The organism is Salinimicrobium terrae DSM 17865 (assembly GCF_000424665.1).
GTDB lineage: Bacteria > Bacteroidota > Bacteroidia > Flavobacteriales > Flavobacteriaceae > Salinimicrobium > Salinimicrobium terrae.
In genome coordinates this window covers 611,522-632,056 of the sequence record NZ_AUKI01000011.1, presented here as the reverse complement: position 1 = coordinate 632,056, position 20,535 = coordinate 611,522, and the positions used below count along the sequence as shown (strand labels likewise).

The window sequence follows — 20,535 nt, the reverse complement described above, 5'->3', positions numbered from 1 at the left end:
TTACCTCGCAAGGGAAAATCCTGAATAGTAACTTCTTTATGGAATCCTTTAGACACTAAAAGTTTTGAGGAATGTTCCTGAGGAGGAGTATTGCGTTCCTCAAAGTAAAGGTGAAGTACTTCTTTTTCTTTTCTACTTCTTATCAAATCAAAATGCTCTACAAGGAATTGCGGCAATACAAGCTTAAGTAAATCCAGGTAATTATCCACCTCTAGTTTTTCTGCAAATATCTAGCTTTACTTCAATTCCTCCACAACTTTTGAGATTGATCCCCTCCTTGTAAAGGAGGGGAACTTCTAAACTGAGAAATAAAAATTGGAAACGACTGCCAGCTTCCCTCCCTGCAAGGGAGGGGAAGTCCGCCAAATGGCGGACGGGGAGGGTCTTCTTTCTAACAAATTTTCTTCAGTAACCTGGACATTAGGGTCTTCTAACAACAACACTTACTGCTACAACTTATATAGTAACTTTTTTAACCCCTGTAATACCCAATTAGTTCAGAAACTACTCCACCTCATATGCCAAAACATCTACTTCAGAAAGCCTGAAATACCCAAATGGAAAATTATCCGGATTGGTTTGATTTACAATGTTTCCCCTTACAATACTGGGTTGTGTTTGAAATGGGCCGCCGTTGGCGTTTCCGGCTTGTGAACGTAAGATGAACATATATTCATAAAACTGCTGAGAAATCCCCTGAACTTCAAATATTACAAGGTCTCCCGGGGTTGCATCTTCATCGCTGAAGAAAGCAAATGTTTGGTTACCATTGGTAAATTCATCATTATAAATCTGGAGGTAGTAACGTTCGTTGAGATATCTAAAAAGGTAAAAATTCGCTCTTTCTGCGGGATCTTCATAATACACTTTGAACTCATATTCATCATCTGAAAACCCTCCAAGCTCCTGTTCTACAAATTGAAGCGTCGGGGTGAGCACGAATTGTTCTGTAGCAGTATAAAGCTCGTTCTGGTATACTATTTCCAAATGGTAATCAATATCCTGCACGGCCACTATCTCATCATTCTGGTATAATCCATCACTTACCTCTCTAAACAAGTACTCTTCCCCGGTTTCTGTTATAATTTTAACCGAGGCTCCGGTAGCCGGTGATATTTCCTCATTAAAGTAAGGAGCTGTCGAAGAAAGTTTAATAAACTGTAAGTTCTCTTCTCTTTCTTCATCCCATAGCAAAGAAGCTTCTATTACAAGTCTTGGTTCAGACTCTTTTAATTCCACATCTACTACCTCTTCGCAAGAGATGAAAACAATAATAAATATCAAAAATATCTTCTTCATCCTTAAAAACTAAAGTTGTAAGTCACAGAGGGTACGATCCCAAAAAGAGACAGTCGTACCGCCTCATTTCTTGAAGTTTCCTCATTCTCTCTAAAGCTTAAAGAGACTGCATTTTTGCGTGCATAAACATTATAGATTCCAAAATTCCAGGAGGAACTGTAACTTCTTCCCAGTTTTATTTTTGGGGTATATGTAGCCGAAAGGTCGAGCCTGTGATAATCTGGCAGCCGATTACTGTTACGCGGACCGTAAACCGGAATAGTCATGTTCTCAAAAGTATACTGGCCTGTTGGATAGGTCGTGGGTAATCCTGTTTGATAAACAAAATTGGCGTTGAAATCCCATTTTTGGCTTATTTCGTAAGTAGCAGTTATTGACAGGTCTTGAGGTTTGTCGTAGGCTGTGGCATACCATTTTGAATTGTTGATCCCCGGCTCTGCGTCAGTTCTTCCGGGTGTACGTTGCTCCGATTTGGAAAGTGTATAGGCAAACCAGCCGGTGAATTTTCCTTTATTTTTTTTCAGCAACAATTCTACACCATAGGCCCTTGCTTCCCCTGGCAAAATTACCTGTTCAATAGCATCATTGGCAATAAGGTTAGCACCGTCAATATAATCAATCCGGTTTCTAAGGGTTTTATAATAACTCTCAACCTCAAGGGAAAATTCTTCATTTGAAAAATTCCGGTAATATCCTGCAGCTACCTGGTCCAGAGACTGGGGCTCAATGTACTTACCGCTGGGGGCCCACACATCGAGTGGGGTGGGAGAGCTGGTATTAGTAATAAGGTGCAGGTACTGGGTCATTCGATTATAACTAAGCTTGAAACTTTGATCTTCTGTAAATGCATAGGCAAGAGCCAGGCGCGGTTCAAAATTTCCGAAGGATCGCTCGACTTTATTATTATCCAATTTCTTGATATCTACCGGGTCTCCCGTTTCATAGATTCCAAATCTCTCATTATAGACCACAGGTTCACCCGAATATAGATTTAATTCTTCCTGTCCCATTCTTAAGAAACTACTATACCTGACGCCGTATTCTGCTGAAAGCTTTTCTGAAATTGTATGCTCTACTGATAAATAAAGAGCCGTCTCCAAAGCATATTTCTTTATAAGTTCCCTTGCAATAATACCGGAAGAAGAAGAGCTGGGTTCTATTTCCCCCGGATTGAATTCGTACCAGGTGGAATGAAGACCGTAATCCAGATTTAAATCTCTATTGAGATAATGATCAAGGTCGTACTTAAAATTCAAATTTTTGATTCCGCTATTCCAGTTAAATCCTACAAAATCAAGAGTTAGACCATAGTAATAATCACTATAAATGAGCGAAAGGTTACTGAAGATATTTTCCCTTAGAACGTGATTCCATCGCAGGTTAAAAACAGAATTTCCGTAGATATTATTAAAACTTTCACTAATGTTAAACACATCTCTTCCAAAATAACCGGAGAACAAAATGGTGTTTTTAGGATCAAGCCGGAAGGTCAATTTCGTATTTAGGTCGTAGAAATAAGCTGAATTTTCATTATCTGTTAGTTTTAAAAAAAGGTGAGCATACGAACTTCGACCGCCTATTAAAAAAGAACTTTTTTCTTTTTGTATAGGCCCCTGGGCCAGGAGTCGGCTGGAGATCAAACCAATTCCGCCATTAGCCTCAAATTTACGGCTATTTCCATCCTTTTGGTAAATATCAAGTACAGAGGACACCCTTCCGCCGTAATTTGCAGGTATACCACCTTTATAGAGCTTCAGGTTCTTTATAGCATCGGGGTTGAACACAGAGAATAGACCAAAAAGATGGCTGGCATTATAGATAGTTGCTTCATCCAGGAGGATAAGATTTTGATCGGCTGCACCGCCGCGTACATTAAAACCCGAAGAAGCTTCCCCGGCATTGGAAACCCCCGGGAGCAGGAGCAGGGATTTAATGACATCTACTTCTCCAAAAACTACGGGCAGCTTTTGTATTGTAGATATTTCCAGTTTATTTACACTCATTTCGGGCTTACTGATATACAGTCGTTCACTGTCATCGGTAATAACAACTTCGGCTAAATCCTGGGCTGCAGTATTGAGCTGAAAATTCAGGTTCAGATCCTTACTTACATCTACCATTTTAGATATAGATTCATATCCTAAATAGGAGACTGCCATCCTGTGATTGCCCGCCGGAACTTTTAATGAATAGAAGCCATATTCATTAGTGACCGCACCTGTTTGAAGTTCAGGGAAAGTTATGTTGACACCAGAGAGGGTTTCATTATTTTCGGCATCTTTTACTATCCCGTTAATTACAAAGCTTTCCTGCGCACAAAATGAAAGAGAGGACAGGAGTAAGCAAAAGAGAATTATGTTTTTCAAAAAGGATATGTTTTAAAAATGCCATTTTTGACATCTAATCAAATATGGATTTCATTATGGTATTAATTCCTTTAAACATAAGGTAGATCGCTGCGGCCATAGCCGTCAAAGCGAAAAGGAGGACCGGAATGAACCATGCGTTTTCCTGATTCTTAAAAGCACTAAAAAGTACAACAGGTCCAATAAAAGAAAGAGGCATTGCGCCGGCGAGAAATTTAAGCCCTTTTAACAGTAGCTCTTTATTCGTGTGTTTCATACCTTTCAAAGATAAATATTCCTTTGCAAAATAACTCTTGATCTATTGCCTCTTTTAAAGCCCTTATTTTCATATATTTAGAACAATAAATTTATTTGGGAAAACAGGAGATATTATTAATTCCGGTAAAATTAAACCAGAATTAACACTTATCAAAGCTTTTTATGTTTAATTTTGGATTTAATAATTTAAACAATGGACCAATTCTCCATCAGTCAGCTTTCTCAGTTTTCCGGTGTTAAACCTCATACGATACGAATTTGGGAAAAGCGTTACAATGCTCTTAAACCTAATCGATCTGAAGGGAATACGCGGTATTATGATGGAACGCAACTCCGTCGTCTGCTCAACATTGTAGGATTGTCGGAAACAGGAATTAAGATCTCCAGACTTTGCGCCATGAGCGATGAAGAGCTGTTTAAAATGAAACTGGACTATGAAAATGATGCTGGTTTAAAGAACGATTACCAGTACTTCATCAATCAGTTAATTGCTGCCGGAATGAACTACGACGAAGCTAATTTTGAAAAAGCTTTTTCCCATTGTCTCTTGAGATTTGGTCTTGAAAAAACTTATGTCGAAATTATTTATCCGTTGCTGGATAGAATAGGGCTTATGTGGTCTGTCGATAATTTTCCTCCTTCACAGGAACACTATATTTCCAATCTTGTGAGACAAAAAATGTTTACAGCCATTGATTCTATGCCACCAGTTACCAAAACTGATGAAAACTGGTTGCTTTTTTTACCCGAAGATGAATTTCATGAATTGGGACTTTTGTTCACAAATTATTATTTAAGGAGCAGGGGTAAAAATGTAATTTACTTAGGTCCTAATGTACCACTTTCTGCAGTGAAGCATACCCTTGATCAAATCGAAATAGAAAATGTATTGCTTTTTATGGTTCACCATGACCTGCCGGAGAAGATTGAATTATATTTAAAGGATCTTCGGGAATTAACGGAGGAACGAAAGGTCTTAATTGCCGGCGGAGGGGTAGATACCCAAAGTATAAAAGAAGATAAAAATTTAGTAATACTTTCGACGGTTGAAGACCTGGAGCGGGAGGTAAAACAAAATAAAGTAGCCTAAAATGTCAAAAATAGCAGTAATAGGAGCAGGTTTTTCTGGTTTGAGTGCGGCTGCATATCTTGGAGCTGCAGGTCATGAAGTGCATGTTTTTGAGAAGAACAGCAGTGCGGGTGGAAGAGCCAGACAATTTAAGACTTCTGGCGGTTACATATTTGACATGGGACCAAGTTGGTACTGGATGCCCAACGTTTTTGAAAAGTTCTTCGGAGATTTTGGCTACGGGGTAGCAGACCTTTATCAGCTTGATCTTTTAGATCCCTCATTTGAGGTTGTCTTTCCGCATAGTGAAAAAATGAGCATTCCCGATAATTATGAAAAGTTAAGAGAACTTTTTGAAAGCATTGAAAAAGGTGGTGCTGAGAAGCTGGATAATTTCATGGAAGAAGCACAATATAAATATGAGGAGGGTATGGAGAGACTGGTTTACATGCCCGGCATTTCCCTCACCGAATTTATAGACCTTGATCTCATTAAAGGAGCTATGCGCCTGCAGGTGTTTTCTTCCTTTAGCAAGCATGTGCGTAAATACTTTAAAGATCCAAAATTGATCTCCTTAATGGAATTCCCTGTCTTGTTCCTGGGAGCCATGCCGCAGGATACGCCTGCACTTTACAGTCTTATGAATTACGCCGGACTCAAACTTGGCACCTGGTATCCACAAGGTGGCTTCGGAAGTGTAATAGATGCCATGGTAAAAGTAGCCAAAGCCCAGGGTATTCAGATGTATTATGATTCGCCCGTTGAGCAGATCATTTCAGCTGAAAGCCATGTAACAGGTTTAAGGGTTCATGGAGAAGAAATGCAGTTTGATGCTGTTGTAGCAGCGGCCGATTATCAACATGTGGAAGAAAAACTGCTTCCGAAGAAATTCCAGAATTACAGTGAAAAATATTGGAGAAATAAAACATTTGCACCTTCCTGTCTAATCTACTACCTGGGAATTTCGGAAAGAATTCCCGAATTAGAGCATCACACTTTGTTCTTTGATGAAGATCTTTTTGAACATTCCGTAGAGATATATAAAGATCCTAAATGGCCCACTAAGCCTTTATTTTATGTTTGCTGTCCTTCAAAAACAGATAATTCTGTAGCGCCTGAAGGTCACGAAAACTTATTTCTCCTTATGCCTTTAGCTCCGGGGTTAAAAGATGAAGAAGCTATACGGGAAAAGTTTTTCCAGATCATGATCAAAAGGCTTGAAAAGCAAATTGGGCGAAGCATTTGCGGTAAAATTGATTATAAAAAGAGCTACTGTGTTTCAGATTTTATCACAGATTATAATTCTTACAAGGGCAATGCTTATGGATTAGCCAATACACTTCAACAAACGGCAGTTCTGAAACCCAAAATAAGAAACAAAAAACTATCTAACCTGTTCTACGCTGGGCAGCTCACAGTTCCCGGGCCGGGAGTACCGCCCTCCCTCATTTCTGGAAAGATCGCTGCAGAACAAGTTATAAAAGAATTAAAAAAAGACAAATATGAAGTCATTGTTTGATGATCTGTCGGTTCAGGTAAGCCGGCTCACTACGCGCTCTTATAGCACGAGTTTTTCGCTGGGGATCTATTTCCTGCACGACCGGTTAAGAGATCCTATTTATTCCATTTATGGATTTGTGAGGGTTGCCGATGAGATCGTGGACAGCTTTGAAGGATTCGATCAGGAATACCTGCTAAAGAAATTCAGGGAAGATACTTATGAAGCTCTGGAACAGAAGATATCTGCAAATCCTATTTTAAATTCTTTCCAGGAAGTGGTACATGAATTTGACATTGACAGGGAACTTATAAATACTTTTTTAAAGAGTATGGAAATGGATCTTCAAAAAGTGGATTATACAGATGAAAAATATCAACAGTACATCCTGGGTTCGGCTGAAGTGGTGGGACTTATGTGTCTGCATGTATTTACCGAAGGCGATAAAAAAATGTTCGAAGAGCTAAAGCCGTATGCCATGAAACTTGGAGCTGCCTTTCAGAAGGTGAATTTCCTGAGAGACCTTAAAGATGATTATCACGTGTTGGGCAGAACTTATTTCCCGGGGGTAGATATGGAAAATTTCTCACCGGAGGCCAAGCAACAAATTGAAAAAGAGATAGAAGAAGATTTTAATATTGCGCTGCAGGGAATTAAAATGTTGCCGGCTTCCTCAAAAGGCGGAGTTTATCTTGCCTATGTTTATTATCAGTCTTTATTTAAAAAGATCAAAAGGTTACCGGCAACACGAATCCTTTCGGGCAGGATAAGGATTAATAATGGGCGGAAAGTTGGTTTAATGATCAATAGTTTATTAGAATGTAAAATGAGGATAATTTGATGAAGTATTTAGTGATTTTCTTTTTTGGATTGGTGGGGATGGTGAATCAACAATCAGATATTTCAGAAGTAAGAAAGCTTTATTATAAAGCGGCCGATAATGAAAATGCGGCGAGAAGTTTATTAGAACTATCAGAAAAAAGAGATATTAAAGATCCTGTGGTGCTGGGCTATAAAGGTGCCGGACATATGATTATGGCTAAGCACGTGGGAAATCCATTTAAAAAGATGTCTCATTTTAATAAAGGGAAGGATATTTTTAGCACTGCGATAGCATCCGATAACCAAAGCCTGGAATTAAGATTTTTAAGATTTGCCGTGCAGGCCGAAGCTCCTGCTTTTCTTGGTTACCGGGATAATCTGGAAGAAGATAAAGCTTTACTCATTGGAGGAGTTGATACCCTGCAGGATAAAGAGCTTCAAAAAATGATTCTGAATTATCTCAAAACATCCAAAGGTTTGACTGCGGCGGAAAAAGAAAAATTAAATTAAAAAATTGAAATTCAGTATATTATACTGAAAATTAAAAAACAATAGAATGGAAACGATTGCAATAAATTTTCTCATAGTGCTGGCATCTTTTCTTGCCATGGAAGGCGTTGCGTGGTTCACCCATAAATATATTATGCATGGGTTGTTGTGGACTTTACATAAAGACCACCACAAGAAAGAATCCAAAGGATTTTTTGAACATAATGATTTTTTCTTCTTAATCTTCGCAATACCCGGAATCATCTCTCTTTATTTTGGAATGGAAGCCGGGTATAATTTTCTTTTTTGGATAGGCTTGGGAATCACTCTTTACGGAATGGCTTATTTCTTTGTGCATGATATCTTTATTCATCAGCGGTTTAAGGTGCTGCGCAAAGCAGATAATTCATATTTTAAAGCTATACGTCGCGCCCATAAAATGCATCATAAGCACATAGGTAAGGAAGAGGGAGAGTGCTTCGGAATGCTTTGGGTTCCAATGAAATATTTTAGAGAACAAAGAAAAACTGCCTGATGGAGTACACCTATCTTCTGGTTAACTTCTTTACCATTATCATTCCCTTCTTGTTTTCCTTTCATCCTAAATTGGAATTCCATAAGACCTGGAGTGCCTTCTTTCCTGCTGTTTTTCTCACGGGACTAATTTTTGTCCTTTGGGATATGTTATTTACTAAAATGGGTGTGTGGGGTTTCAATGAACGTTACCTCACTGGAATAGAAATAGGGAATCTCCCTATGGAAGAAGTGCTGTTTTTCTTTTGCATTCCTTATGCCTGTGTCTTCACATTTCACTGTTTAGATCTTTTTATTGGTCAAATTGGAGGACCAAAAATGCAAAAATTCCTCACTCTTTTTCTGGTGGCTTTTTTGTTGATCTTCGGAACAATTCATTTCACTAAAGTCTATACTGCGACTACTTTTATAAGTTTTGCGCTTCTGCTTCTATATGCACAATTTATTCTGAAGGTAAACTGGCTTACCCGCTTTTACGCAATTTATGCGGTGCTGCTGATTCCTTTTTTCATAGTAAACGGAATTCTCACCGGAAGCTGGATTGAAGAGCAGGTGGTATGGTACAATGCTGAAGAGTTCATGAATTTCAGGGTTGGGACAATTCCAGTTGAAGATGCTTTTTATGGAGCCGAATTAATTCTAATGAACCTGCTTATCTATAAATATCTTTTAAACCGGAAGAAAACTGACGTAGCGGCAAGAATAAAAACCAGTGCATTATGAAAAAGAGCTTGAGAATTTCAAATATTATAGCTTTTCTTTTAATGGTAACCGTTAATTATTTCTCGAACACTGGTGCTATTAACGGCGAGACTATGGCTTCAGTTTCTGCGGAATATGAGAACCTGTTTACTCCGGCGGGATATGCTTTTTCAATCTGGGGACTTATTTATCTTGGTCTTGCAGGCTTTATGATCTTTCAGGCGGCCAGTTCCCGCGGCAAGAAAACAGCTGAAAGGGTTGGCTGGTGGTTTGTGATCACGTGTGCTCTTAATATTAGTTGGATCTTTGCGTGGCTTAATTATCTTACAGGTCTTTCTGTAATTCTAATGGTTTTGCTGCTGCTTTCCCTTATCATGATAATTTTCAAGACCCGGATGGAACTTGATGACGAGCCACTAAAGGTAATAGCCTTTGTGTGGTGGCCTTTTTCTTTTTACTCAGGTTGGATAAATGTTGCTTTAATTGCCAATACTGCTGCTTATCTCACTTCCATCGGCTGGGACGGCTTCGGAATGTCTGAAGTTACCTGGACTATAATTTTGATCATTATAGCTGCTCTAATAAATCTTATTATTACCTGGACACGCAACATGAGGGAATTTGCTTTGGTAGGAGCCTGGGGATTGGTTGCTGTCGGGATTGCCAATAGAGGTGAGAATGAAGTAATCTTTTTAACAGCTTTGATCGCTGCAGGAATTTTAGTAATCAGCAGCGGAATCCATGGCTATAAGAACAGGGAATATTCTCCATGGAAAAAAGTATAGAACAGAGAATTGCTATTTTTTGGCTCCGAAGGGATCTCCGGCTGTTCGACAATACCGGTCTTTACTACGCTCTCAACAGCGGACTTCCGGTACAGGTCATCTTTATCTTTGATCCTGAAATTTTAAACACTCTTCCTAACAAAGAGGATCGGCGGGTGGCTTTTATTCATCAGGAGCTAGAGAAGATAAACTTGAAGCTCAAAGAATTTGATGCCTCTCTTTTAGTTCTGCATGAGGTTCCAAAAAAGGCTTTTGAAAAGCTCATTTTTGAGTATCCTGTGCGGGAAGTTTTCCTTAACCATGATTATGAACCGTATGCCCGCAAGAGGGATAAAGAGGTGAAGGATCTTCTGAATAAGAATAATGTTGGGTTCAGTAGTTACAAGGATCAGGTGATATTTGAGAAGTTGGAAGTTATGAAACCTGATGGTACTCCATATACAGTTTTCACGCCCTATTCCAAAAAATGGAAGCATGAAATACACCGGCAATCTGTTCCTGAATTTCCTTCTGAAACTCTTCTATCTAACTTGCTGAAAAAGGCAAATAAACCAATACTTTCTCTTGAAGAAATTGGTTTTAAAAATGTGGATCCCGATGTTCCTGAAGCAGACCTTTCTGAAGGATTAATAAAGGATTACGATAAAAAACGAGATCTTCCATACGTGGAAGGGACCAGCAGGGCCGGTATTCATTTGCGGTTCGGAACTGTGAGCGTGCGCCAGCTTGTAAAGCAGGCATTGCAGCAGAATGAAACCTGGCTGAATGAACTCATTTGGCGGGAGTTTTTCATGATGATCTTATATCATTTTCCACATGTGGAGCATCAAAACTTTAGGAGAAAGTATGATCGTATCCCGTGGCGCAACAATGAACGGGAGTTTGAATTATGGTGCAGGGGAGAAACCGGTTATCCTTTGGTTGATGCAGGCATGCGACAGCTTAATGAAACAGGATGGATGCATAACCGAGTCCGGATGGTGGTTGCAGGTTTCCTGTGTAAACATTTACTAATCGACTGGCGCTGGGGAGAGGCTTACTTTGCTGAAAAACTCTTGGATTATGAACTTGCTTCGAACAACGGGAACTGGCAATGGGCCGCGGGTACAGGATGTGACTCGGCGCCATACTTCAGGATCTTTAATCCTGAATCCCAGTTAAAGAAATTCGATTCCGAATTGGAATACGTTAAAACCTGGATCAAGGATTTCAGGGCGGGCTATATTGAGCCTATAGTCGAGCACAAATTTGGACGGGCGAGGGCATTAGAAACGTATAAAAAAGCTCTGAATTAAAAATTGAGCACCAAAAAATCAGGAATTACTACTTTTCTGAAAAATAGGAGACATATGTCATTCAGAGCGCAGCTTTTGTGGAGCGAAGAATCTCTTGCGTTCTGAAAAGATTCCTCCCTCGTCGGAATGACAATTATAAAGTATAGAATTTTTTGGAATTAGTCCTGACTCTTGAAGCTTGTAAATTTTCAATTGCTATAATATCCCTCTCTTTTTGATCTCCAGGTATTTATTGATCGTTTTCACCGTAAGGTCTTCGGGTCGCGTCAGGATGGTTTGTATTCCGTGTTTTTGGAGTTCCTTTGCCATTAATCGCTTGTCGTAACTAAATTGTTCAGCAATGGTTTGGTTGAAGATTTCCGGAACTTTTTCAGCTTTTGTATGAATGAAACTTTCTAATTCGGTGTTTTCAAAAAAGATGACTACAAGCAGATGTTTTTTCGCCAGAGCCAGTAAATAAGGCATTTGCCGGTGAAGTGCACCCAGATGTTCAAAGTTGGTGTACAACAACAGCAGGCTCCGTTGTGGTAAGCTGCGATTTATATGCGTATATAAAAGTCCAAAATCTGAATCTCTAAAACGTGTACCCACATTGTAAAGCGATTCCAAAAGCAGGTTCAAATGAGCTTTTTTGGAACTTGCAGGGAGCATCTTTTCCATCTTATTTGAAAAAGTGATCAATCCTGCTTTGTCTTTTTTCTTCAGTGCAATATTGGAAAATGCCAGAGTACTATTTACAGCGTAATCCAGTAACTTAAGGTGGTTGAACGGCATTTTCATGGTTCGCCCCGTATCAATTACAGAATAGACGGGCTGAGATCGTTCATCCTGGAATTGGTTCACCATGAGAGCTCCCTGTTTGGCAGTGGCTTTCCAGTTTATGCTGCGCACATCATCTCCTGCTACATAATCTTTGATCTGCTCGAATTCCATGGTGTGACCAATCTTCCTGATCTTCTTTAGCCCCGGCTGTGAGATCTTGCGATCTATGGCCATAAAATCGTACTGCTTCATTTGTATAAAGGAAGGATAGACCTTTACCATTTGTTCCTTTCCAAATTTCTTCCGTCGTTTTGCCAGCTTCAGGGGAGTGGAGGCGAAGACATTCAGGTTTCCGAAGAAATATTCTCCGCGTTCAACCGGCCGCAAAGAATAACTAAAAGATGACGAAACCCCGGCAGGAACTTTTAACAGGTGCGAAAAATCTCTTTTTTGGAACTGCACCGGGATCTCATCTATAATCTCAAGCCGGGTTTTAAAACCGTAGCTGTTCCGCAGTAAAACTTCGACCGGATTCTCATCACTGTTCGAAAATTTATCGGGTAGGATCCTTTCCGCAGTTATTCCGCCGCTTTTGTATAGAGCAACCACGTCTGCAAGAAATATTAACAGGAAAACCACTGTAAGGATCCACAGAACGGGGTAGAGCCACTCAAGCCAATAGGAGAACAGGAAGCCTGCCGCCAGGACGAAGACGGTCACAAAGAAACGTTGGTGCAGGTATAATGACTTGAAGAAGTGTATCAATTATCGCGGGATTTCTACAGAATGGGTGATCATATCAATTACACTCGCCGTGCTACTGCCTTCCATTTCACGTTCGGGAGACAAAATTATGCGGTGGCCCAGCACCGGCTCCAGTACTTTTTTAATATCCTCGGGAATTACAAAATCCCGGCCATCTACAGCCGCAACTGCTTTTGAAGCATTCATCACCGCAATCGAGGCACGGGGAGAGGCACCCAAATACAAATGCGGGTGATTCCTGGTTTTACTTACTATTTGGGCAATGTAGGTGAGCAGTTTATTTTCAATTCGTACGCCCTGAATTTGAGAACGCAGCACCTGAAGTCTTTCAGGATCCAATACCGCTTCCACCTGATTTTGAGGTGCAGATCCCTGCCGTTCGTGGTGAGTTTGAAGAATTCTCACTTCCTCCTCCATTGCTGGATAATCAACATTGATCTTGAAGAGGAACCTGTCCAGCTGTGCTTCCGGAAGGGCGTAAGTTCCTTCCTGCTCGATAGGGTTCTGGGTGGCAATTACCATAAAAGGAGGGGGCATACTGTGCTCCTTTCCGTCAATGGTAATCTGTCGTTCTTCCATCACCTCAAAAAGAGCAGCCTGTGTCTTTGCCGGTGCCCTGTTGATCTCATCGATAAGTACGATATTTGAAAAAATAGGCCCCGGTTTGAATTCAAAGTCGGAAGTTTTCGCGTTAAGTACCGAGGTTCCCAAAACGTCACTCGGCATAAGATCCGGAGTGAACTGGATTCTGCTAAAATTCGTTTTTAAAGTTTTGGCAAACAATTTCGCAGTAATTGTTTTTGCTACACCGGGAACTCCTTCAATAAGTACATGACCGTCGGCCAGCAGGCCAATGATCAAGAGTTCGATAAACTTTTCCTGTCCAATGATGATATTTGAAAGCTGAGCTTTTAGATTTTCTACGGCCGACTTTAATTCCTCCAGCGGAATGCGGTTCTCAAAGGTGATCTCGTCGTTCTTGACTTCTTCGTTTTCCATTTATTTATTTTTAAAAGCCTCTATGGCTTTGTTAAGCTGTAGCAACTCCTGTTTTGATACAGATTTTTGATTTTCTAGTTTCGTTATGAGCTGCCATAGACTTTTTACTTCGGTTGTGCTGTTCTCACTTACTGTAGCCAGCCGATCATAGAAATTTTCATTTACATTTTCGGTCGAAATGCGATAATGCGAACGAACATATTCCAAAAATAAAGTAATCTTTTTTGATGCAATACTACTATAGTCTTCACGGTCCAGGTATAAACCTGCAATTGTTCGGGTGAAATCGAGAGTTTGGTTGCGTAGCGGCCTGATAACGGGAATGCTGCGTTGCTTGCGTTTCCCTTCAAAAATGATAAATACTACGCTGCCAATGATCAGGAAATAATAGGCCCAGCGCAAAGATTTACTGTTAAGGATAATGAATAGCGGGGAGGTATAAAAGGTTTTTCCGGTTTTATAATAGTGATCCCAGTAAATTGTTTCTTCAGCAGGAAGATATGCCAGAACCTTTTCAACATACTTTGCATTTTCGTTCTGCAGCATAAAATAATTGCTGAAAGCTTTAGGAGTAGAATGTAAATATACCATTCCTTTCCCCACAGTATCTCTCAAAAAATTGATTTTTGGAGCAGTAATTTCAGCTGAATCTTTCTGAAGCTGAGTAATTCCAAGAATGTCCTTAGGCAAAGAATCCGGTACTATAAAAATATCCTGGTAAGTTTCTTTGTCAAAAAGAAAAGGTTGAGGACTTTTTAGAGCGGGATCTTTTAGGTTCAGTAATGGTTTTGAGGAAATACCTTCGCGGGGAATAAGAGTTTCCATCTTCAGGTTTAATGTGTCCAGAAGATTCTGACTAAAATCTTCAGCTATAAAAAAGGCATTATTTCCCTCTGCAACCCAGCTAAAAATCTTTTTTAGTTCATGCTGATCGAATCCAAGACCGTTGTTCAGAAAGAAATAAGTGCCTGCGACCGTGGTGTCTTCAAGAAATTCAAAAGGCGGAACATTTACTTCCCGTAGGTCGAGGTTTTGTTCTTTCAGATTTTCAAACAGAACTTTTGTCCCCAGCGGGATTTTATCCAATGCTGCATAACTGGGGCTCCAGTTTATTTCCTGCGGTTCATTCGCTTCAAGCCAGGTAAGGAAGACCAGCAGCAAAACGAGCAGGGCAAGAGTTATTTTATAAGCTTTGCTCATGTTGCGGCTGAATTAATTCTTCGGTTTTGACGAATTCATTTTTGATCTTTTCATAATCTGAAGCCGTTGTGGTGAAATTCCCATACCACACAAAATCATAAATACGGTTTAATCTTTTAAAACGGTTTTGAAGTTCGGGATCTTTTATTTCCTGCACGTATTCCTCATCGGTCTTGGCCGCATCATAGATTACGAGCTCCTGCCGCGATAATTGCTGAAGGATATAAAGGAAATGATACCGAACAGCCAGGCGATAATCTTCGGCCGCTACAGCCTTCTCTATAAGCTTCTTGATATCACTTGTCTTTATGATCTTTTCTTCCTCATTAAAATGAAGTTCTGCCCTGGATGGGGTGCCAAAAAGGTGATTTCCGGGGTTCATTTTTCCGAAGAGATAAAGAATGAGAGCGAGTAACAATCCAATTAAAAGGTAAGGCAGGATATCAAGAAAAATAGCCAACAGTAACGGAGCTTCATAATCCCCGAACATCCAGTTAAGGGATCGCTGCCATTGAAGTCTTAAGTAGCGTTTGAATTTGGTCCACCAGCTGTCATCGACCGTTGCTTCAGAATAATCATAATCTGGATCTTGTTTAAACTCTTCAATGGTTTCTTCAGAGAAATCCAAAGGCACCAATTCTTCTTCCGCAGTTTGTATTGGCATCACCAGGACCCTGGCAGAATCCGAAAGACCGAATGCAAAGTAAAAAAAGAAGAAGAATTTTGCCATTTTTAAGATCCCAGGTTTGAGATACGTTCATAAGTACCTGTGGCATTTTTCTTTTCGTCCAGGTGGTAATATATAAAAGCCGAAGCCACTACTCCAATAACCGAAAGCAGGTACTGGAAAAGAGAGGAGAGTACATTAAAAAATACATAAACCCAATCCACCATATCGGCAAGATTTGCCACGCTGCCCTCTTGAGACATAGTTAATCCTTTAATGAACATATAGATCATAAGCGGAAATTGAAAGATGAAGCTTATGACATAAATTAGCAGGGTAATTACAAAAAGTGTAAAAAATGTGTTCCACCAGTTGTCTTTAATGAGGCTGAAAGAATAGCTTATGGAATCCAGGACTGAGGTACGGGCAAAGATGAGCATAGCGGGAGCAAGAGAAAGCGGCACCCAAACATATATTGCCGGGAGAACACATAAAAAGAAAGCAAAAATGGTAATTAACCCTACCAGAAGAACAAGACCCAGCATCTTTCCAAAGTCATTTTTTACTCCCCGGGAAACTTCGGTATGATCTACCTCTCCCAAATTTTCAATGTAACTTTTAATGTAATGCAGCACAGTGTTATAAAGCAGTACATAAAATGCCACAAGGGAAGAAAAGAGAATAAAAACAGAAATGATAAACATTTCAATGTTAATTTCAGAATTATCATTTAAAAATGGATTAGAGAAAATATCCATTCCCAAATATGAATAATACCCTATAGCAAGGGTAAGGATTACGAAAACAGGTCCGGTGATCTTGAAAATATTTTTAAATAATGGTTTGAAATTTTGTCGGAGAAACTTAAAGGTATCGGTGATGATATCTCCCAGCTCACGTTGTTTTCGGAATTCGATTGATTGAGACATTGTTGGTTTTTCTATGTAAATAAATAGGATAAAAAACGTAGTAAAATAAAACAAGTGCCAGGGAGGAGGCTATGATTAGAATTGCCAGCCAGTCGGGCATTTGAGTTTGCCGTGTTACAAAGCCTTCAAAAAAACCTGCAACTACAAAAAAAGGAATGGTGCTAATTACTATTTTTAGCCCTGATTTTATTCCGTTCACGAAGGATGTGAGTCGGGAATAGGTGCCGGGAAAAAGAATTCCTTTTCCCACAACAAGACCTGCACAAGCAGCAACAATGATCACAAAAATCTCAATGGTGCCGTGAATCCAGATCGTCCTTACCGATTCCCAAAGAAGACCTTTTTCATAGAAGAAGTACTGGAAAGAGCCGAGCATAATGGCATTCTGCATAATTATGTAAAGAGTTCCCACTCCCGCAAAAATGCCAAAAACAAAAGCCATTAAAGCCACCCTCACGTTATTGATGGTGATCCCGAGAAACATTTCCATCTCCCCCATTTTTTTATAAACGGCCATAGGATCATTATTTGCAATGTTATCTAGCGTCATATTCACATAAGCATCTCCCAGGATGGAGCGAACAAATGCGCCATCACTTGCGGCAGAGAAACTTCCCGCTGCCACAAAAAGAGCAAATACCAGAAACGCCAATAACAATTGCTTCTGATATTGGTAAAATTCCCGCGGAAATTCTTCGGTGAAAAAGGTGATGAACCTGTTTTTTGATTCCTTTTTGTTGCGGTAAATTTTTTGATGAGCTCTTGAGGCCAGGCTATTGAGGTAATGAAGGGTATTGCTACCGGGATAGAAAGTCTGCGCGTAACTCAGGTGATCTGTCACCTCAAGATACAGGTTTGATAATTCACCGGGAGACTCGAGCGCATTATTTTGTAGTGCACTTTCAAATCTTTGCCAATTATCCTTATTTTGCTTCACGAAAGTGGCCTCGCGCATTCTTTGCTAATTTGTCTCAAAGAAACATATTAAATGGATAATTTTCAAATTGAAACTGCCCAAAATATAAGCATCACTCAGAATGTTGCCGGGGTAGGGGAACGAATACTCGCATACCTTATAGACGGGCTCATCATGCTGGCTTATATTATAGTCGCAGTTATGCTCATGGGAGGTCTTGATGCCAACCAGGGACAGGAATGGCTTTTCATGAGTGTGGTAATGTTGCCATTGCTGCTGTATTTTCTTTTATGGGAGAGTTTGTGGAACGGGCAATCGCCGGGTAAAGCGGCTTTAGACCTTAGAGTTGTGAATTTAGATGGCTCAAGACCGGCATTTTCTAATTTTCTTGTGCGCTGGCTTTTAAGAATTGTAGATATAACCTTAACAAGCGGGAGTGTAGCTGTCGTCACAATTTTAATGAATGGAAAAGGTCAGCGACTGGGGGATTTAGCGGCAGGTACAACTGTAATTTCAGAAAGAGTGAGGACCGGATTGGACAAAACCCTACTGGTAAATGTTCCTGAAGATTACCGGCCGGTTTATCCGCAGGTGACCATGCTTTCAGATCGGGATTTGCAGGAGATAAAGGAGATCTATAAAAATTCCCTTCAGAACTCTAATTATAGAGTAATTGGCAGACTCTCAAAAAAAGTATCAGATTTGCTTCAGGTAACACCCGAAGAAAAACCGGTACAGTTCATAAAAACCGTGCTTAAAGATTACACTTATTATACGCAGCAGTAACTAATCAAGTACTTCCATTTCGATGTGGATGTTCCGCAACGGCCATTCGCTATCATCTGTAGGGAGTTTGTTGATTTCATCTACAACGTCCATTCCCGAAACAACCCTGCCAAAAACCGTATGGTCATTATTAAGATGTGGTGCGCCGCCGGGATCCTGCACTATGTAGAATTCATAGGGAGAGGAGGCTTTACTTACGTTTTGTTCAGAGTATTTTGCTGCTGCAAGAGCTCCCCTCACATGCCGGTGACCCGCATCGAATTCACTGGGGATCAGGAAATCGCCAATCCGATGACGTTTTCGATTGGTGTCGGGATTATCTGAGTTTCCTCCCTGAATCACAAAACCCTCTGAAACACGGTGAAAGAAAGTACCATCATAATAATCATTCTTAACCATGTAAAGGAAGTTGGCACGGTGAAGAGGCGTATCCTCGAATAATTCCACATCAATATCACCAAACCGTGTTTTAATACGCACTCTGTTTTCATCATGTTTTTTGCCGTACTCCATGAGGAATGGGATCAATTCTTCCTGTACAAGAAGCGGGCCCTCCCTCTTTTCACGCTTTACTTCGGCTTCAACAACCTCTTCTACCTTAGTATTGTCTAATCTGGTACTATCTGGTTGAATAGGTTCTTCGAGCATATTTTCCACCTCGTTTTGTGTTGAAGATTTTTTATCTTCACAGCTTGCAGAAACTGCAATAGCCAAAATCAATATCAGGAAAAATTTCGATCTCATGGATTTTCAGAATTTTCTAAGTCTAAGCCCGAATTTAAGGAAAATTACACTTCCAGGCGAGGAGGCGCACTTTAAATTGGCACCCATGCTGAGAATGAGGGAACTGGAAAATTTGGATATCAATTCACAAAAACCTAAACAGGCGGCAGTTCTTTCAGTTTTTTATCCCGGAAAGAGCGGTGAGACTCGCTTTGTATTAATTCTCAGAAAAACATACAGAGGCGTTCATTCCAATCAGGTTGGATTTCCTGGAGGTAGAGTGGAGTTAGATGACCGGGACCTGGCGCATACGGCCCTTCGGGAAACAGAAGAAGAAGTTGGTATTCCCCAGCATGAAGTTGAAATTATGAGGGAGATGACACGCTTGTATATTCCTCCCAGCAATTTCTGGGTTCATCCTTTTATGGGTGTTATGAAGAAGACGCCAAGGTTGATACCGCAAGAGGAGGAGGTGGAGTCTGTGCTGGAAATAACACTGGAGGAGTTTATGAGCGAATCCTGTTTAGTCAAAGAAACTCTTAGTACATCTTATGCTAAAGAAATAGAGGTGCCTGCTTTTTTGTTAAATGGCCATGTGGTGTGGGGAGCTACTGCTATGATGTTGAGTGAAATGAAGGAAATTTTGAAGCAGCTCCTGTAAGTTAGAATTAAGTATATTTGTGTTTCTTTAAAAATGTAGAGGATCAAATGGGGATATTGAAAAAGAATCCTTTTGGACATTATCTTTTCTTCAAAAAATGGTTGATCCGCATCTTCGGATTGCTTTCGCACAGACGATACCGTGGATTTAATGAACTTAAGATCGAAGGATCTGAAATTATTAAAAATCTGCCCGACAACAACGTTCTTTTCGTCTCCAATCATCAAACTTATTTTGCTGATGTTACGGCCATGTTTCATGTGTTTAACGCGGCTTTAAGCGGGAGAGTTGATTCTATTAAAAATGTAGGTTATTTGTGGCAGCCAAAGCTCAATATATATTACGTGGCTGCCAAAGAAACGATGAACGCCGGGTTTCTTACAAGGATGATGGCTTTTGCCGGAGCAGTTTCAGTCGAGAGAACGTGGCGGGAAAAGGGCAAAGAAGTGCAGCGGGAGGTAAACCCCGAAGATCACAAAAATATAGGGACCGCACTTGAAGATGGATGGGTAATCACTTTCCCACAGGGAACAACGAAGCCTTTTAAACCAATTAGAAAAGGTACGGCTCATATTATCAAACAGTACAAACCAATTGTTATTCCAATTGTCATTGACGGTTTTAGACGTTCTTTTGATAAAAAAGGCCTAAGAGTAAGGAAAAAAGGAATCCTTCAAAGTTTCCAAATTAAAGAGCCACTTGTGATAGATTATGAAAATGAAACCGTAGAGGAGATTGTGGAAAAATTAGAATATGCAATTGAACAACATCCTTCTTTCTTAAAGGTGATTCCGAGAGAGGAACTTGAAGCCATGGAAGATTTGAACAAAACAAGACAATGGGAGTATTGATTTAGTGGTCAGTGCTCAGTCATCAGTGTGCAGAAAAATTATAATTTTTCTTCGGAATTGCTTCACCTTAAAAAGTAAATAATTGTAATAACAGGGGCTTCAAAAATGGCATTTTTGGAAGATATTTTCCTGGACTCAACAGTACAGTGGAACTTTCAG

At 40.1% G+C, this 20,535-nt stretch carries 22 protein-coding genes; 11 read left to right on the top strand and 11 right to left on the bottom strand.

What is annotated here, in order from left to right; translation table 11 throughout:
• The 4 genes from H148_RS0105350 to H148_RS0105330 all read right to left on the bottom strand — a co-directional run.
• Window positions 1-209: ISAon1 family transposase N-terminal region protein (locus H148_RS0105350; RefSeq protein ID WP_029033138.1), on the bottom strand; the 209-nt coding region annotated here is incomplete at its 3' end.
• A gap of 295 nt (window positions 210-504) precedes the next feature.
• Window positions 505-1,299, bottom strand: a complete 795-nt coding sequence (locus H148_RS0105340) for a DUF4249 domain-containing protein (RefSeq protein ID WP_029033885.1) — start codon at window positions 1,297-1,299, stop codon at window positions 505-507.
• Window positions 1,300-1,301: 2 nt separating this feature from the next.
• Window positions 1,302-3,665, bottom strand: a complete 2,364-nt coding sequence (locus tag H148_RS0105335; RefSeq protein ID WP_029033884.1) for a TonB-dependent receptor — start codon at window positions 3,663-3,665, stop codon at window positions 1,302-1,304.
• Between the two features lie 34 nt (window positions 3,666-3,699).
• A complete protein-coding gene (locus tag H148_RS0105330; RefSeq protein ID WP_029033883.1) occupies window positions 3,700-3,921 on the bottom strand; it encodes a DUF6095 family protein in 222 nt (73 codons plus the stop codon).
• A 195-nt stretch (window positions 3,922-4,116) separates the two neighbouring features.
• On the opposite strand from H148_RS0105330, the gene H148_RS0105325 reads away from it, so the two are divergent.
• Genes H148_RS0105325 through H148_RS0105290 form a run of 8 tightly spaced genes read left to right on the top strand, consistent with a single transcriptional unit; the run spans window position 4,117 to window position 11,117 of the window.
• Complete coding sequence (locus tag H148_RS0105325; RefSeq protein WP_029033882.1) at window positions 4,117-5,013, top strand: MerR family transcriptional regulator; 897 nt, start codon at window positions 4,117-4,119, stop codon at window positions 5,011-5,013.
• 1 nt (window position 5,014) lies between these two features.
• Complete coding sequence (locus tag H148_RS0105320) at window positions 5,015-6,511, top strand: phytoene desaturase family protein (RefSeq protein WP_029033881.1); 1,497 nt, start codon at window positions 5,015-5,017, stop codon at window positions 6,509-6,511.
• The gene (locus tag H148_RS0105315) at window positions 6,495-7,331 is read left to right on the top strand and encodes a phytoene/squalene synthase family protein (RefSeq protein ID WP_029033880.1); all 837 of its coding nucleotides are present in this window, start codon (window positions 6,495-6,497) and stop codon (window positions 7,329-7,331) included. Before H148_RS0105320 ends, H148_RS0105315 begins: the two co-directional genes overlap by 17 nt.
• The gene (locus H148_RS0105310; protein ID WP_029033879.1) at window positions 7,331-7,822 is read left to right on the top strand and encodes a hypothetical protein; all 492 of its coding nucleotides are present in this window, start codon (window positions 7,331-7,333) and stop codon (window positions 7,820-7,822) included. The genes H148_RS0105315 and H148_RS0105310 overlap by 1 nt, the downstream gene beginning before the upstream one ends.
• Window positions 7,823-7,868: 46 nt before the next feature.
• Window positions 7,869-8,336, top strand: coding sequence for a sterol desaturase family protein (locus tag H148_RS0105305; RefSeq protein ID WP_029033878.1), 468 nt, complete (start codon window positions 7,869-7,871; stop codon window positions 8,334-8,336).
• A complete protein-coding gene (locus H148_RS0105300; protein WP_029033877.1) occupies window positions 8,336-9,058 on the top strand; it encodes a lycopene cyclase domain-containing protein in 723 nt (240 codons plus the stop codon). The genes H148_RS0105305 and H148_RS0105300 overlap by 1 nt, the downstream gene beginning before the upstream one ends.
• Window positions 9,055-9,822 carry a tryptophan-rich sensory protein gene (locus tag H148_RS0105295; RefSeq protein WP_029033876.1) on the top strand — a complete coding sequence of 256 codons (768 nt, stop codon included), beginning with the start codon at window positions 9,055-9,057 and terminating at the stop codon, window positions 9,820-9,822. Before H148_RS0105300 ends, H148_RS0105295 begins: the two co-directional genes overlap by 4 nt.
• Window positions 9,807-11,117: a cryptochrome/photolyase family protein gene (locus tag H148_RS0105290; RefSeq protein WP_342663237.1), complete on the top strand. Its 1,311-nt coding sequence runs from the start codon at window positions 9,807-9,809 to the stop codon at window positions 11,115-11,117. The genes H148_RS0105295 and H148_RS0105290 overlap by 16 nt, the downstream gene beginning before the upstream one ends.
• Before the next feature lie 195 nt (window positions 11,118-11,312).
• On the opposite strand, the gene H148_RS0105285 is transcribed toward H148_RS0105290, so the two are convergent.
• The 6 genes from H148_RS0105285 to H148_RS0105260 are packed head-to-tail and all read right to left on the bottom strand — an operon-like array spanning window position 11,313 to window position 17,394.
• Entirely contained in the window at window positions 11,313-12,641 is a 1,329-nt protein-coding gene (locus H148_RS0105285; protein ID WP_029033874.1) for a DUF58 domain-containing protein, read from the bottom strand.
• A 3-nt stretch (window positions 12,642-12,644) separates the two neighbouring features.
• Window positions 12,645-13,643, bottom strand: a complete 999-nt coding sequence (locus tag H148_RS0105280) for an AAA family ATPase (RefSeq protein WP_029033873.1) — start codon at window positions 13,641-13,643, stop codon at window positions 12,645-12,647.
• Entirely contained in the window at window positions 13,644-14,843 is a 1,200-nt protein-coding gene (locus tag H148_RS0105275; RefSeq protein ID WP_029033872.1) for a DUF4350 domain-containing protein, read from the bottom strand.
• The gene (locus tag H148_RS0105270) at window positions 14,827-15,573 is read right to left on the bottom strand and encodes a DUF4129 domain-containing protein (RefSeq protein ID WP_037324619.1); all 747 of its coding nucleotides are present in this window, start codon (window positions 15,571-15,573) and stop codon (window positions 14,827-14,829) included. Before H148_RS0105270 ends, H148_RS0105275 begins: the two co-directional genes overlap by 17 nt.
• Before the next feature lie 2 nt (window positions 15,574-15,575).
• Window positions 15,576-16,439: a hypothetical protein gene (locus H148_RS0105265; protein WP_029033870.1), complete on the bottom strand. Its 864-nt coding sequence runs from the start codon at window positions 16,437-16,439 to the stop codon at window positions 15,576-15,578.
• Window positions 16,405-17,394, bottom strand: a complete 990-nt coding sequence (locus H148_RS0105260) for a stage II sporulation protein M (protein WP_029033869.1) — start codon at window positions 17,392-17,394, stop codon at window positions 16,405-16,407. Before H148_RS0105260 ends, H148_RS0105265 begins: the two co-directional genes overlap by 35 nt.
• Before the next feature lie 33 nt (window positions 17,395-17,427).
• On the opposite strand from H148_RS0105260, the gene H148_RS0105255 reads away from it, so the two are divergent.
• Complete coding sequence (locus tag H148_RS0105255) at window positions 17,428-18,141, top strand: RDD family protein (RefSeq protein WP_029033868.1); 714 nt, start codon at window positions 17,428-17,430, stop codon at window positions 18,139-18,141.
• Here H148_RS0105255 and H148_RS0105250 read toward each other — a convergent pair whose 3' ends face one another.
• Window positions 18,142-18,885: a peptidylprolyl isomerase gene (locus tag H148_RS0105250; protein WP_029033867.1), complete on the bottom strand. Its 744-nt coding sequence runs from the start codon at window positions 18,883-18,885 to the stop codon at window positions 18,142-18,144.
• 85 nt (window positions 18,886-18,970) lie between these two features.
• Here H148_RS0105250 and H148_RS0105245 point away from each other — a divergent pair, with 85 nt between their 5' ends.
• Together H148_RS0105245 and H148_RS0105240 are read left to right on the top strand one after the other, a co-directional pair.
• Window positions 18,971-19,525, top strand: a complete 555-nt coding sequence (locus H148_RS0105245; protein ID WP_342663236.1) for an NUDIX hydrolase — start codon at window positions 18,971-18,973, stop codon at window positions 19,523-19,525.
• Window positions 19,526-19,572: 47 nt separating this feature from the next.
• Complete coding sequence (locus H148_RS0105240; RefSeq protein WP_029033865.1) at window positions 19,573-20,376, top strand: lysophospholipid acyltransferase family protein; 804 nt, start codon at window positions 19,573-19,575, stop codon at window positions 20,374-20,376.
• Window positions 20,377-20,535: the final 159 nt, after the last annotated feature.

Excerpts from the sequence above, each read along its gene's own strand:
- H148_RS0105265 (WP_029033870.1), bottom strand. The coding sequence starts at position 16,439 with ATGTCTCAATCAATCGAATTCCGAAAACAACGTGAGCTGGGAGATATC.
- H148_RS0105280 (WP_029033873.1), bottom strand. The coding sequence starts at position 13,643 with ATGGAAAACGAAGAAGTCAAGAACGACGAGATCACCTTTGAGAACCGC.
- H148_RS0105240 (WP_029033865.1), top strand. The coding sequence starts at position 19,573 with ATGGGGATATTGAAAAAGAATCCTTTTGGACATTATCTTTTCTTCAAA.
- H148_RS0105325 (WP_029033882.1), top strand. The coding sequence starts at position 4,117 with ATGGACCAATTCTCCATCAGTCAGCTTTCTCAGTTTTCCGGTGTTAAA.
- H148_RS0105290 (WP_342663237.1), top strand. The coding sequence starts at position 9,807 with ATGGAAAAAAGTATAGAACAGAGAATTGCTATTTTTTGGCTCCGAAGG.
- H148_RS0105300 (WP_029033877.1), top strand. The coding sequence starts at position 8,336 with ATGGAGTACACCTATCTTCTGGTTAACTTCTTTACCATTATCATTCCC.
- H148_RS0105275 (WP_029033872.1), bottom strand. The coding sequence starts at position 14,843 with ATGAGCAAAGCTTATAAAATAACTCTTGCCCTGCTCGTTTTGCTGCTG.
- H148_RS0105330 (WP_029033883.1), bottom strand. The coding sequence starts at position 3,921 with ATGAAACACACGAATAAAGAGCTACTGTTAAAAGGGCTTAAATTTCTC.
- H148_RS0105245 (WP_342663236.1), top strand. The coding sequence starts at position 18,971 with ATGCTGAGAATGAGGGAACTGGAAAATTTGGATATCAATTCACAAAAA.
- H148_RS0105250 (WP_029033867.1), bottom strand. The coding sequence starts at position 18,885 with ATGAGATCGAAATTTTTCCTGATATTGATTTTGGCTATTGCAGTTTCT.
- H148_RS0105310 (WP_029033879.1), top strand. The coding sequence starts at position 7,331 with ATGAAGTATTTAGTGATTTTCTTTTTTGGATTGGTGGGGATGGTGAAT.
- H148_RS0105315 (WP_029033880.1), top strand. The coding sequence starts at position 6,495 with ATGAAGTCATTGTTTGATGATCTGTCGGTTCAGGTAAGCCGGCTCACT.
- H148_RS0105340 (WP_029033885.1), bottom strand. The coding sequence starts at position 1,299 with ATGAAGAAGATATTTTTGATATTTATTATTGTTTTCATCTCTTGCGAA.
- H148_RS0105305 (WP_029033878.1), top strand. The coding sequence starts at position 7,869 with ATGGAAACGATTGCAATAAATTTTCTCATAGTGCTGGCATCTTTTCTT.
- H148_RS0105270 (WP_037324619.1), bottom strand. The coding sequence starts at position 15,573 with ATGGCAAAATTCTTCTTCTTTTTTTACTTTGCATTCGGTCTTTCGGAT.
- H148_RS0105320 (WP_029033881.1), top strand. The coding sequence starts at position 5,015 with ATGTCAAAAATAGCAGTAATAGGAGCAGGTTTTTCTGGTTTGAGTGCG.
- H148_RS0105255 (WP_029033868.1), top strand. The coding sequence starts at position 17,428 with ATGGATAATTTTCAAATTGAAACTGCCCAAAATATAAGCATCACTCAG.
- H148_RS0105295 (WP_029033876.1), top strand. The coding sequence starts at position 9,055 with ATGAAAAAGAGCTTGAGAATTTCAAATATTATAGCTTTTCTTTTAATG.
- H148_RS0105260 (WP_029033869.1), bottom strand. The coding sequence starts at position 17,394 with ATGCGCGAGGCCACTTTCGTGAAGCAAAATAAGGATAATTGGCAAAGA.